At 72.1% G+C, this 12,461-nt stretch carries 13 protein-coding genes; 4 read left to right on the forward strand and 9 right to left on the reverse strand.

The window, feature by feature from the left end:
* Positions 1–303: 303 nt before the first annotated feature.
* From ACWEV3_RS34505 to ACWEV3_RS34525, 5 genes are all read right to left on the reverse strand, one after another.
* Positions 304–2,223, reverse strand: a complete 1,920-nt coding sequence (locus ACWEV3_RS34505; protein WP_452617909.1) for a DUF2339 domain-containing protein — start codon at positions 2,221–2,223, stop codon at positions 304–306.
* A gap of 87 nt (positions 2,224–2,310) precedes the next feature.
* Entirely contained in the window at positions 2,311–2,616 is a 306-nt protein-coding gene (locus tag ACWEV3_RS34510; protein WP_452617910.1) for a hypothetical protein, read from the reverse strand.
* Positions 2,613–4,928: a TNT domain-containing protein gene (locus ACWEV3_RS34515; RefSeq protein ID WP_452617911.1), complete on the reverse strand. Its 2,316-nt coding sequence runs from the start codon at positions 4,926–4,928 to the stop codon at positions 2,613–2,615. The genes ACWEV3_RS34510 and ACWEV3_RS34515 overlap by 4 nt, the downstream gene beginning before the upstream one ends.
* A gap of 7 nt (positions 4,929–4,935) precedes the next feature.
* Positions 4,936–5,256, reverse strand: coding sequence for a WXG100 family type VII secretion target (locus ACWEV3_RS34520; protein ID WP_452617912.1), 321 nt, complete (start codon positions 5,254–5,256; stop codon positions 4,936–4,938).
* A gap of 2 nt (positions 5,257–5,258) precedes the next feature.
* On the reverse strand, positions 5,259–5,720 hold the full coding sequence (locus ACWEV3_RS34525; protein WP_452617913.1) for a YbaB/EbfC family nucleoid-associated protein: 462 nt from the start codon (positions 5,718–5,720) through the stop codon (positions 5,259–5,261).
* Between the two features lie 277 nt (positions 5,721–5,997).
* Between ACWEV3_RS34525 and ACWEV3_RS34530 the strand changes: the two genes are divergently transcribed.
* Positions 5,998–6,447 carry a MaoC family dehydratase gene (locus tag ACWEV3_RS34530; protein ID WP_452617914.1) on the forward strand — a complete coding sequence of 150 codons (450 nt, stop codon included), beginning with the start codon at positions 5,998–6,000 and terminating at the stop codon, positions 6,445–6,447.
* Positions 6,448–6,510: 63 nt separating this feature from the next.
* Here the strand turns inward: ACWEV3_RS34530 and ACWEV3_RS34535 are convergent, their stop codons facing one another.
* The 4 genes from ACWEV3_RS34535 to ACWEV3_RS34550 form a co-directional block, all read right to left on the reverse strand.
* Positions 6,511–7,173: an adenosylcobinamide amidohydrolase gene (locus tag ACWEV3_RS34535; RefSeq protein WP_452617915.1), complete on the reverse strand. Its 663-nt coding sequence runs from the start codon at positions 7,171–7,173 to the stop codon at positions 6,511–6,513.
* Positions 7,170–8,138: a hydroxymethylglutaryl-CoA lyase gene (locus tag ACWEV3_RS34540; RefSeq protein ID WP_132485327.1), complete on the reverse strand. Its 969-nt coding sequence runs from the start codon at positions 8,136–8,138 to the stop codon at positions 7,170–7,172. Before ACWEV3_RS34540 ends, ACWEV3_RS34535 begins: the two co-directional genes overlap by 4 nt.
* Positions 8,138–8,659, reverse strand: coding sequence for a PH domain-containing protein (locus tag ACWEV3_RS34545; protein ID WP_452617916.1), 522 nt, complete (start codon positions 8,657–8,659; stop codon positions 8,138–8,140). The genes ACWEV3_RS34540 and ACWEV3_RS34545 overlap by 1 nt, the downstream gene beginning before the upstream one ends.
* 75 nt (positions 8,660–8,734) lie before the next feature.
* Positions 8,735–9,565 carry a biotin--[acetyl-CoA-carboxylase] ligase gene (locus tag ACWEV3_RS34550; protein WP_452617917.1) on the reverse strand — a complete coding sequence of 277 codons (831 nt, stop codon included), beginning with the start codon at positions 9,563–9,565 and terminating at the stop codon, positions 8,735–8,737.
* Positions 9,566–9,640: 75 nt separating this feature from the next.
* On the opposite strand from ACWEV3_RS34550, the gene ACWEV3_RS34555 reads away from it, so the two are divergent.
* The 3 genes from ACWEV3_RS34555 (at position 9,641) to ACWEV3_RS34565 (ending at position 12,283) form a co-directional block, all read left to right on the forward strand.
* Positions 9,641–9,961, forward strand: coding sequence for a nucleotidyltransferase family protein (locus ACWEV3_RS34555; RefSeq protein ID WP_452617918.1), 321 nt, complete (start codon positions 9,641–9,643; stop codon positions 9,959–9,961).
* Positions 9,958–10,302: a HepT-like ribonuclease domain-containing protein gene (locus ACWEV3_RS34560; protein ID WP_452617919.1), complete on the forward strand. Its 345-nt coding sequence runs from the start codon at positions 9,958–9,960 to the stop codon at positions 10,300–10,302. The genes ACWEV3_RS34555 and ACWEV3_RS34560 overlap by 4 nt, the downstream gene beginning before the upstream one ends.
* 82 nt (positions 10,303–10,384) lie before the next feature.
* Complete coding sequence (locus ACWEV3_RS34565; RefSeq protein WP_452617920.1) at positions 10,385–12,283, forward strand: Xaa-Pro dipeptidyl-peptidase; 1,899 nt, start codon at positions 10,385–10,387, stop codon at positions 12,281–12,283.
* The last annotated feature ends 178 nt before the right edge of the window (positions 12,284–12,461 follow it).

Here is a 12,461-nt window from a genome sequence, read left to right on the forward strand (position 1 = left end):
GCCGCGAGGCGCGCCGATCCGGCCTGGGATCGCCAACGGAGCAGGGCACCCGGCGAGCTCGTGGATCACGCGCCACCCAGCAGAAATCCCCGTACCGAGCGGCAAAGCCGCGCCCACTTACGATTCAATCCGCTGTGGACATTTCTGCGACTCGCAGCCCGGTCTGCTCGCCGCTACCAGCGTTGAGCCGGCAGCGCTCACGACCCGGCGGCGCCGCTTTCGGCCTGGTCAGGGCTCGTGAGTACTTTGGGCTGCTGTAGCGCTCCAAAGTACTCACGAGCTCTTGTCTGCGGATGCGGCCGTTCAGTCCGCCGGCTTGGCCTTGGCCAGGAGGCGGGCGTAGGCCGAGCCCGCCGCCAGGAGGATCAGGCCCGCGCAGAGGAAGGCGATCACCCGGGCCACGCCGTCCAGGGTCGCCAGGTCGAACAGCAGCAGCTTCGCCAGCGACACCGCGATCAGCACCATGCCCGCGATTCGCAGGTGCTTCGCCCGGACTCCGCGCAACAGCAGCGCGATCGCCGCCACCACCCAGCTCAGCGTGATCAGGATGTGCGCGGTCAGGAATCCCGCCCGCGCGTCGTGCACCAGCAGGCACGCCGCCATCGTCGCGCTCGCCGTTCCGTACAGCAGCGCCAGTCCCGAGGCCGCCCACGGCAGCAGCGATTCCGGCAGGCCCGCCAGCTTTCCGATGCGCACCGCCGCGACCGGCAGGGCCACCGCCACCAGCGCGATCAGCAGCCCGGCCAGCAGGCCGCGGACTCCGGTGCCGCCGTGGTACCAGAGCAGCACGGTGATCGGCAGCTCGTAGATGAACGTCAGCAGGAAGCCGAATGCCGCGTAGCACGTCGCGCCGAGCAGCACTCCCCCGCTGCGCAGCACGAACGCGCCGACGCTCAGCAGCAGCGCCTCGCACAGCAAGGCCGTTCCCCAGCTCGACGAATCCAGGAAGACCAGCGTCGTCTGCACCGCCGCGACGGCGGCCATCCCGCCGACCGCGGCGACGAACCTCGTCGACAACCGGCTCCGGAACGCAGGCGTGAACCGCCCGACGGCCCAGATCGCCAGCAGCAGCACGGTCATTCCGCCGCCGATCGTGCCCGCCGCGGGGCGCTCCAGCATCAGCGGCCCGGCCAGGAACGTCGGCGTCGGCGCGGCGATGAGCAGGCCGATCGCCGTCCAGTCCGCGGCCGGCCGAGCGGCGGCGGTGATCGCCGCGACCGCCACGCCCAGCACCGCGGCGACGAAGATCGCGGCCACGAGAGTGCTGTCGTCGACCCACATCCCGCGCACGCTCGCCGCCAGGGTGGCCAGCACGGTGGGAATTCCGGCCGCCAGCGCGAGGCCCGCCCAGCCCCGCCGAACCTGCACCGGCGTCGCCGCGACCTGCAGCAGCACCAGGAAGCTCACCAGCAGCGAATCCACCGTCCACGTGATCAGCGGCGCGCAGATCGCCGAGCTGAGCACGACGCCGAGGGCCAGCGGCTGCGCGCGCCAGCGGTCCGCGAGCGCCAGGCCCGCGACGCTGACCGCGAGACCGACGCCGAGCCCGGCGGGCACCGACAGGTAGCCGTAAAGCGCGGTGGCCGCGACCACGTCCAGGAACAACGCGCCGAAACCCGTTGTGGCCAGCGCGAATCCGGCGATCCGTCCCGCCGCTCCCGGCTGCTCGGGCGCGGACCTGCGGTGCGTCCACCACCCGGCCGCCACGAGCAGCGCGGCGAGCACCGCGCCACCGGCGACCCTCGCGCCCGGCCCCAACCAGTCCTGCTGCACCGCGAGGACCAGCAGGAAGACCACGCCGAGCAGGGTCACCCCGGCACCGACCCAGGCCAGGACGCGGCTCGGCTCCAGACCCGCGCCGGCCGGCCGGGCGCTCGGTGCCGGAACCTGCGACAGCCCCGGATACGGCTGCGGATATGGCGCGCCTACCTGCTGCGCGGGATCCTGCTGCTGCGCGGCAGCGAATCCCGCTTCGGGACCGGTCGGCTGCCGGTCCGGCTCGGTCTGCTGCGCGGCAGCGGCTTGCTGATCAGGTGCGACTTGCTGCTGCGGCGGCACAGGTTGGTGCTGCTGCTGCGCAGGAGTGTCCTGGTAGTGCGGGAACTGCTGCGGCGCTTGCAGCTGCGCCTGCACCAGGTTGCCCAAGTACGTCAGTCGCTGGCCGATGGCTTGCAACTCGCCTGCGACCAACTGGAGCGCTTCGCCGGGCTGTGGTTGCGACATGATCCCAAGTCTGGGGGCGCACCACCCATTCGGCATCGGTAGCACTACTCACCAGGGATCACAGCTTGGTGCGGATGCGCTCGGCGCTCAGACCCGCTGCGCCGGGGTGCCCTTCGGCGGCGTGCTCGTCACGTCGAGCGGCCCGACGACCCCGCGCAGCGCCTGGGTCCAGGTCAGCCGCCCGAACAGGTAGAAGCACGCCACCTGCTCGTTGCTGAACCGGGCCCAGTCGTAGCGGTTGCCCTGCTCCCGCCAGAAGACCTCCCAGGCGGGTGCGCCGTCGACCTCGTCGCGGATCAGGCACCAGGCGTCGTCGGCCTCGGCCCCGAGGGACACGAGCTCCTCCGGGACGCCCATCGCCACCAACCAGCCGAGCACGGACTCGGTGTTCACTTCGCGGCCTCCTGAGTCGTCCCGCCGTCAGTCGTTCCCCCGTCGCGCACGATCCGCACCGTCTGCGCCACCTTCGCCCCGGACTCGTCCTCGGCTTCCGGATCGTCGTCGGACTCGCGGGTGATCCGGAGGGGCGACAGCACGACATCGCCGTCCTCCTCCGTCTCCTCGCGCGCGATGCGCAGCGTCGCAGCCTCGGCGATCTCCCGCGCCTTGGTCAACTCCACCAGGTAACCGAGCCCGACCAGGTCGGCGAGCGAGTAGGTCGCGCGGAATCGCATCCCACCGCCGGGCTGCGCGAACCACGGTGCCGCAACCGCCTGCCACACCGGCAACGGGCGCATGACCCGATACCGCCGGTAGTCGCGCTCGTCGTAGGCGGCGGGCAGCGAACGCTGCGCGAAAGGCGTTGCCACGGCGAACAGAATCCGCCCATCGCCGCTGCCCAGACAGTCCAGCACCGTATCGGGCTCCAGCACCACCGGCTCCGCCGGTTCCACGCCGCCCTCCGGGAACCGCTCCGCGGGCGGCCACGCGAACTCGCCGTCGCGCCGCAGGAACTCGCGCTGCCACTCCTGCTCGCCGAGCTCGCCGAACGGCTCGTGGTCCACCGCGAGCTCCGCGGGCAGCTGCTCGGACTCGCGGCTCTCGTCCCGATAACGCCGCGCTGCCGCATACGCCTCGGCCGATCGCACCCGCCCCAGCGCATCGCGATCGTCGACCAGGTGGGACTGCGGGTGGTCCTGCGGCGGGAAGTTCAGGCCCGGCCTGCCCTCCTCGGCCACCTCCGGAACGGGCAACTGCCTGCTCGCCTTGCTCGCCGCGACCGGCATGTAACCGATCGGGAACTGGTGCAGCACGAACGCCACCACGTCCGCGTTCCGGCTGGCCTGCCGCAACGGCCGCTGCGGAGCCTCCTGCGGCACCGGAACCGGCGGCTGCGCCGGAGCCGGCAGCGGGCGCAGCGGAGCGCGCTGCATCGGCTGGTTCACCGGCGCAGGCGGGGCTTGCGGAGCAGGCCCGCCGAAGGCCACCGGGCCACGCGGAGCGGCCGGCGGCATCGGCGGACGCGCTGCGGCCGCCGGAGGCGGAGCAGCCGACGGCGGCGGAGCGCCGGGCACACCGGGCTGGGCCACGAAGTGGCCGCCCGGCGCCGCCGGAGGCGGCGGGGCGAAGCCCTGCGGCGGCGCAGCCGCGCCGGGCAGCGGCGGAGCCTGCGGAGCCTGTGGCGAAGCCCAGGCGGAGTGCACGGCGTGCGGCGCGGTGCTGGAGGCGGGGTCGCTGCCGTCGGGCGTCCAGCCCGGGCGGGCGGAGTCGCCGATCACCGGGATCGGGCCGGTGCCGGCGTCGGCGAGGCCGGGCGCCCAGCCACCGGGATCGACCTTGACCGGGCCGGTGTGCTCGGCATCGCCCTGCCAAGGGTTCGCGGTTCGTGCAACTTCTTCGACAGCGCCGTGCGCACCTGCTGCCACACCCCCAACGGTCTCCTGCGCGGGCCGGCCGAGGCCTTCGCCCACGCCCCCGACATCACCGGCGGCCTCGCGAGCCGCCCGGCCGAGGCCACCAACGGCCTCGTGCGCTCCTCGGTCAACGCCTTCCGCAACGCCACCGGCAGTCTCGTGCGCCGCGCGGCCGACCCCTTCCGCAACACCGCCGACGGTCTCGTGCGCGGTCTTGCCGAGATCGTCGGCGACACCCGTCACCCCGCCGGACGCAACACTGTCCACAGTGGATGATGCGAGGTCGGTGCCGGATTGCACGGCGCCGCCGACCGTCGACAGCAGGCCGGGCGAACCTCCCGGTTCCACCAGCACGCCGCTGTCGAGGTCGACGGCAGAGGTCAGCGTGTTGTGCACCTGCGCCACGCTCGCCGCCGCGCCGTTCACCGCCGAATCCAGCGCCGCCAGCGCCTGCGGATGCCCTGCGGCGGCCGCCTGCTCCGCCGCATCGGTCTGCTTGGCCAGCGTCACCAGTTCCCGCACCAGCTGCACTTTCGCCGCGCCGACCTGCTCGGCCGCGTGGTCCAGGCGGTCCGCAGCGGCCCGGCACTGCTGCGCCGACGCGGGCAGAACCCCATCCCCCGAGGCGAGCTCGTCCCAGTCACGGCGAGCCGCCTGGGCCGCCTCGCCGTCGATCGCGCCGAGCGCGCCCTGCGCGGTGCCGTCGGCAACCCCGGTGAGCGCGTCGATCGACTTCGCCGCATCCCGCCAAGCCGACGCCGACTCGCGCATCTTGTCCTCGTCGGCCTCCGGCCACTTCGCGCCCGCGCGCGCCGCGACATCCCGGAGTTCCGCGGGAAGTTCGATGCCCATCCGCAGGTCACCCCCGCCCGGCTAGCCGGCCGAACTCCTCGGCGCCGCCGATGTCGGCCCGCTCCGTCGTCGCGGCGGTCGCGGCGAACTTCGCGCCCATCTCGCTCAGCCGCCCGGACAACGCGCCCAGGTCGTCCAGCGCCTGGTCGGCCCGGCCGCAGTGGGTGCGCGCGAAGTTCTCGCCGATGTCGTCGCCGCCCCAGCAGTCACCGGCTGAATCCAACGCCTGGCGCAGGGTGTCGGCGATGCGCCGGGCCTCCCCGGCGAGACCGTCGAACTCGCCGGCGTGCTTGGTCAGCTGCCCGATGTCACTCCGGAAGCCGCTCATCGTCACCACTTCCGTTCCGCCGGGCCCTGCCGCAACCAGCTCGCGTCCGAGAAGTCCTCGTCTTCATCGACATTGTCGTCGATGCGCCGCGGTTCGTTGCGCGGTGCCGGATCCGCCGGGATCTCGGCGTGTCCGCCCAGCAGCAGCTCCGGATCGGCACCGGCGGGCAGCACCTCGGCGAGCACGTCGGCGGCCCGGCGCGACGCGGCCTGCGCCGCCGCGGCGGCCAGCTGCACGATGAGCGCCGCGAGCTGGGCCGGGCGCTGCCGCTCGTAGACGTCGTCGGCGAGCACCACCTCGCGCAGCACGCCCTGCGGGCCGACCACGACCTGCACGCGGCCGTCCTCGGAGCGGGCGGTTTCCGCGATCGCGGACAGGTCCCGGTGCGTCTCGGCGAGCCGGTCCCGACTTCGCCGGTAGTCCGCCATCAGCTCGTCTACCTGGGCACGGTGGTCGGTCGACACGGCCGCTCCCCTCCTGTTCGCTGGCGGATCCGGCGCGGGCGCGCGGCGCCCGCATCCGGTCGGCAACGGCAAAGCGGTCGTCCGCGGGCCGGCGACCCGCAGACTGCACGTCGCGACTTGGACGACTCCGCTGCGCTGATGGTTCCATGTCGGCCCCGGGAATTTCCGCCCGGCCGACCAGCGGCACCGGAATGTCCGATCCGCCCCGGAAAGGCCGATCACGATCCGCGAGCACCCCTCGGCGCGGATTCGCGGGGCTCGCTGCGACGATAGGTCGATGGGCACGATCGCTTACGAAGACCTCACGCCGGGCCGGGTTTTCGACCTCGGCGAGGTGAAGGTCGACCGAGCCGAGATGCTGGCCTTCGCCGAGCGCTTCGACCCGCAGCCGTTCCACCTCGACGAGGAAGCGGGCCGCAACTCCGTGCTCGGCGGGCTGTGCGCGTCGGGCTGGTTCACGGCATCGCTGTGGATGCGCGGCTACGTCGACAACGTGGTGGCGGACTCGACCTCGCAGGGCTCCCCCGGCGGCAACGAGCTGGCCTGGCTCGCGCCGGTGTTCCCCGACGACGTCCTGCGGATGAAGATGGAGGTCAACAGCCGGCGCCGGTCGCAGAGCAAGCCGAACCTGGGCCTGGTGGAGATCACCGGGACGGCGGATCGGGGCGACGAGCGCGTCCTGCGCTTCACCTTCGTGGCGATGTTCGGCACCCGCGACCAGTCCTGACGTTCCGCCGGTCAGGCCCCGTGTGCACTTTGTGTCGCCATAGCAGCACAAAACGCGCACGGGTCATTGCCGGGCCGAACCGGGGTCTTCGCCGTGGCGCGGGTTCTGGACGCGCAGGCCCGCCGTGACCGCCGCGTGCACCGCCCGCGCCAGCCCCGCTCCGATGCGGGAGCGCGGGCCGCCGTAGCTCTCGGCTTCGCCGTCCGTCGGGCAGAGCACCACCGTCGCGTCGGTGACCGTGCCGGTCCCCGCGACACCCGATTCCAGCAGGGCTTGCGCCTTGGCCTCCGCGACCGTCGCGACCGCGTTCACCAGCGCCGCCTCGCTGAGCCGCACGGGCGACCAGCACACCGCGTTGATCGTGCCCGGCTTCCAGGACGTCACCGCTTCTTCGCGGGCCGCCGCCCAGATCGGGCAGCCGACGCCGGTGGTCACGCTCGCGCGCACCCCGCCGTCTACCGCCGCCACCTCGTGCCGCACATCCACCGCGGTGAGCAACCCGACGCCATCACCGCGGAGCCCGAGCTCGGCGGCCATCTCGTCGACGTGCGCGGCCGGATCGGGGTTGTCGTAGTCGGTCATCACCGTCGCGTTCAGCACCCACGACCGCGGGCCGATCCCGCCGCCGCGAGCGGCGGACGAGATCGCCAGCCACGGTCGAGCGCAGCGCCAAGCCAGCACCGGACGACCGCGCAACACGTGCAGCGCCGCAGAGGGCGCGCTCACGAACCCGATGCCTCGGCGGCGCCCAGCGCCTTGACCACCCGCGACGGGCTCGGCCGGCCGAGCCGCTCGGCCATCCACACGCTGGTCTCCACCAGTTTGCCGAGGTCGACGCCGTGCTTGAGGCCCAGGCCGTCGAGCATCCACACCAGATCCTCGGTGGCGAGGTTGCCGGTGGCCGACTTGGCGTACGGGCAGCCGCCCAGCCCACCGGCCGAAGAATCCACTGTGGACACTCCGTGCCGGAGCGCCGCGTAGGTGTTGGCGAGCGCCTGGCCGTAGGTGTCGTGGAAGTGCACCGCGAGCCGGTCCACGCCGATCCCGGCCGCGACGAACGCGCGCAGCAGCGACTCGACGTGCCCGGGCGTCGCCACGCCGATGGTGTCGCCGAGCGACAACTGCCAGCAGCCCATCTCCAGCAACCGCTTGCCCACCGCGACGACCTGCTCGACCGGCACGGCGCCCTCCCACGGGTCGCCGAAGCACATCGAGACGTAGCCGCGCACCGCCAGCCCCTCGCCGACCGCGCGCTGCACCACCGGGTCGAACATCGCGAACTGCTCGTCCAAGCCGCGGTTGAGGTTGCGCCGGGTGAACGTCTCCGTCGCCGCCGCGAAGATCGCGATGTCCCGCACGCCCGACTCCAGCGCCCGGTCCAGGCCCCGCGCGTTCGGCACCAGCACGGGATACCGCACGCCCGGCACCTGCTGCAGGCCGGCCAGCAGCTCGGCGGCGTCGGCCAGCTGCGGGACCCACTCCGGGCGGACGAAGCTGGTGGCCTCCAGCACGCCCAGCCCGGCGTCGGCCATCCGCTGCAGGAACTCCAGCTTGACGTCGAGCGGGACGACTTCCTTCTCGTTCTGCAGCCCGTCGCGGGCGCCGACCTCCCAGATCGTCACCTCGGCAGGCAGCTCGCCCGGCTCCGGCGAGGCCACCTGCATCGGCAGTCCCAGTTCACGCGGCCCCATCAGTAGTCCTCCCTGGCGCGGTAGTCCCGGTCGTCCCGCGGGTCGTCGTTGACCTCGCGGTACAGCAAGGTGTGCACCCGCTCCACCTGCGGGATGTCGTCGAACTCCAGCGGCTCGTCCGAGGCGGATTCGACGACCAGGGTGCCGCAGCCGAGTATCCGGTCCAGCAGGCCGTGCCGGAACCGCACCGAGTTGATCCGGGACATCGGGATGTCGACGCCGCTGCGGGTGAACACGCCCTCGCGCACCATCAGCCGGTGCGTGGTGACCACGAAGTGCGTGGTCCGCCAGCGCACCAGCGGGGCGAGCGTGAACCAGACGACGAGGACCGCGCCGACGACGGCGAGCCCGATCCAGACCGGCACGTGCCAGCCGATGGGGGCGGCCAGCGCCGCCAGGTAGGAACCGCCGCCGACCACCACGAACAGGACCAGCACCGGGACGATCAGCATCTTCCAGTGCGGGTGCTTGTGCACGACCACGTGCTCGTCCGCGCCGAGCAGGCCGTCTGGGTAGGCCACCGGATCCCTCCTCAGCCTCTTCGCAGGTCGCCGATCACGTTACCGGCTGGGTCCGCCCGGTCACGCCACCGCCGGTCAAGCCCGGCGCAGGTGGACCACGTCACCCGCGGACACCGCAGTGGTCCGGCCGTCGGGGGTGCGGACGACGATCCGCCCGGTCTCGTCGATGTCGGTCGCGACGCCGAGCAGCTGGTCATCGCCGCCGAGCTCGACCCGCACCTGCTGCCCGAGGGTGCCGCACAACCGCCGGTACCGGTCCAGCAGGCCGGACGCCACCACGTCGCCACCCGCGGCCCGCCACCGGTCGTCGACCTCGGCGAACGCCGTGAGCAACGCCACTGCGAACTCCTCGCGGTCGACCTCCGCGCCCTCGGCCGCCAACGACGTCGCGGGCAGGCCGCCGGCGCCGCGCGGCAGGTCCTCGCGCTTCTGGAACACGTTGATGCCCATGCCGAGCACGATCGCCACGCCATCGGGCCCGGTCACCGCCTCGCCCAGGATCCCGGCGCCCTTCGACCACTCGTCGCCGTCGCCGAGCAGCAGGTCGTTCGGCCACTTCAGCGTGGCGCGCACGCCGGTCGTGCGCTCGACGGTCTCGGCCAGGGCGACCCCCGCGATCAGCGGCAGCCAGCTGATCGCGACCGGCGACACCTCGGGGCGCAGCAGCACGCTGACGAACAGCCCGTGCCCGCGCGGCGAGGTCCACTGCCGCTGCATCCGCCCGCGCCCGGACAGCTGCTCCTCCGCGATGAGCACGGTCCGATCGGCGGCGCCGCGCCCGGCGGCGGCCACCAGATCGGTATTGGTGGACCCGGTGCTCACCACCACGTCCAGCGCGGCATAAGGCCCGTCGTCGACCAACCTGGCCCGCAACCGCGGACCGTCCAACAAAACCGGAACACCCACGACGTCAGCCTAAGCCGCAACTGGACCGACCCGACGCAGAGCTGGGATGATGACGCTGAGCGGGAAGGAGTGGCTATGACCCTGGTCATCGACGCGCCTCATCGTCGCATCACCCTCGATGAAGTCCGGGCTCACCGTGACGAGATCTACGAAATCGCCGAGAGGCACGGTGTCAGCAACGTCCGAGTTTTCGGCTCGGTCGCCCGTGGTGAAGCCGACGACGACAGCGACCTTGATCTGCTGATCGATGTGGCACGTGGCCACGGGTTCTTCGCCATGTCCGCCTTCGCCCTCGATGTCGAGGAACTGCTGAACGTCTTCACCCAAGTGGTGACCCCGAACGGCCTGAAAGAGCGCATTCGGGATGAAGTGCTCTCCGAGGCGGTGCCGGTTTGAGGCGAGCTACTCCGCAACGACTCGCCGACATCATCGAGGCCATCGAAACCATCCAACGTCTTACGCCCGCCGACGCAACAGAGATAGAACGAGACGAGCGGACCCGGTTCTCGCTGCAAAAGCTCGTTGAGATCGTCGGCGAGGCGTGCAACCAGGTGGACGAGGAAGTTCAGCGCAATCACCCCGAAGTTCCGTGGCGGGCGATCATCGGGATGCGCAATCGCGTCGTGCACAGCTACTGGGACGTGGACGAACAGATCCTCTGGGACGTCGTGACGGTCGAGATTCCGCGGTTGTTGCCGCAGATTCGGGCGATCTTGGGATCCGTCGAGAGCCGGTGAGGCGCTCCCCACTTTCGGCTGTGCCCAGGATTGATCTTGGATCCTAGGCTTCGCCTTCGAGATCTTCTCGGAGGTGGACGCTGTGGGGAGAAGTCGCTGGTGGGCGTTGCCGTGCGCGGCGTTGGTGCTGGCCGGTGCCGCACCGGTCGCCGCCGCTGAGCAGGTGCGGGACGGGCGGAGCCAGCCCGTCTTCGCGGCCGAGCCGGTGCGGGAGACCGTGTGGGTCGAGACCGGGCTGGACGGCGACGGCGACGGCGTGACCGACCGGGTCGCCGCCGACATCGCGCGGCCGGCCGGAACCGACCGGCCGGTGCCGGTGATCATGGATGCCAGCCCGTACTACTCGTGCTGCGGCCGGGGCAACGAGAACGAGTTCAAGACCTACGACGACCAGGGGCGGCCGCTCGGCTTCCCGCTGTTCTACGACAACTACTTCGTGCCGCGCGGCTACGCGACCGTGCTCGTCGACCTCTCGGGCACCAACCGCTCCGAGGGCTGCGTGGACATCGGCGGGCCGTCGGACATCACCTCCGCGAAGGCAGTGATCGACTGGCTGAACGGCCGCGCGACCGGCTTCGACGCGGCGACCGGCGGGAACCCGGTCGGCGCCGGCTGGTCCACCGGAGACGTCGGCATGATCGGCAAGTCCTACGACGGCACGATCGCCAACGGCGTCGCCGCCACCGGGGTCGAGGGCCTGCGCACCATCGTCCCGATCGGCGCGATCAGCTCCTGGTACGACTACTACCGCTCCGACGGCGTGTCCTTCGGATTCGACCCGGTCGGCCTCGCCCAGAGCGTCGAGGAGGGCGGCCGCCCCGACTGCCGCCAGGTCAAGCAGGAACTGGTCGCCGGCGCCCCGGCCAACGGCGACGTAACTCCACTGTGGACCGATCGGGACTACGTGCCGAACGCGGACCGGGCCACCGCGAGCGTCTTCGCCGTGCACGGCCTGGGCGACCTGAACGTCAAGACCATTCACCTCGGGCAGTGGTGGGACGCGCTGGCCGCCAAGGACGTGCCCCGCAAGCTGTGGCTGAGCCAGACCGGGCACGTCGACCCGTTCGACTTCCGCCGCGCCGAGTGGGTCGACACCCTGCACCGCTGGTTCGACCACTTCCTGCTCGGCATCGACAACGGGATCACCGAGGAACCGGCCGCCAGCATCGAACGCGCCCCCGACACCTGGGCCGACGAACCGGGCTGGTCCGGCGAGCAGGCGCAGGCCACGACGCTGCACCCGCGCGAGGACGGGCTCGGCACGGAGCCTGCGCCCGGCGGGACGGCCTCGTTCACCGACGATCCCTCGCTGGACGAGTACGACTGGGCCGCCCGGCCCGATCAGCAGTCCCCCGCCCGCACGCTGTTCAGCACCGCCCCGCTGGGCGGTGACCTGCGCCTGGCCGGGACCGGGTCGGTCACCGTGACGGCGGTGCCGAGCACGCCGACGGCGCACCTGTCCGCGATGCTCGTCGACTACGGCCCCGCGACCACCCGCGACTACCTGGGCCAGGGCGAGGGAATCCGCACGCTGCAGACGGAATCGTGCTGGGGCGAAAACCGTCCCGGCGACGACGCCTGCTACAAGGACACCGAAGCCACCACCACCGACGTGGACTTCGAGATCATCGCGCGCGGCTGGGCCGACCTGGCCAACCACGAGTCGCTGTCGGCGGAGCGGCCGCTGGAGCCGGGCAAGCCGTACACCATGACGTTCCGCCTGGCCACCACCGATCACGTGGTCCCCTCCGGCCACCAGCTGGCGCTGATCATCGGCGGCACGGACAGCGCGTTCATCGTCGCGCCCCGGCAGCCCGGCCGGATCGGGCTGGACCTGGCGCAGACCTCGGTGACCCTGCCGGTCGTCGGCGGTCTGCCGGCCGTGACGTCCGCCGGCGTCGATGCGGCGGAGAACAGGTCGCCGCAGGTCCGCCCGGACCGCGTCCCGGCGCGGCCGGACGTCCAGCTCAACCGCGACTGACCCGACGGGGCCGTAGGCCTTCCGGGCTGCCATGCCCGAGGCCCACGGCCCCCAGCACACCTGCAGAGTCCTATGTGGACGCTTCGATCACGGTTCGGCCCCGCTGGCCGATGGCGGTTTCGCGCGAAATCGCCGCCCCCCCCACCGGGGAAAACGGGGGATAGCGCGGAAAAAGCCA

This window comes from Saccharopolyspora sp. NPDC003752 (assembly GCF_053605825.1).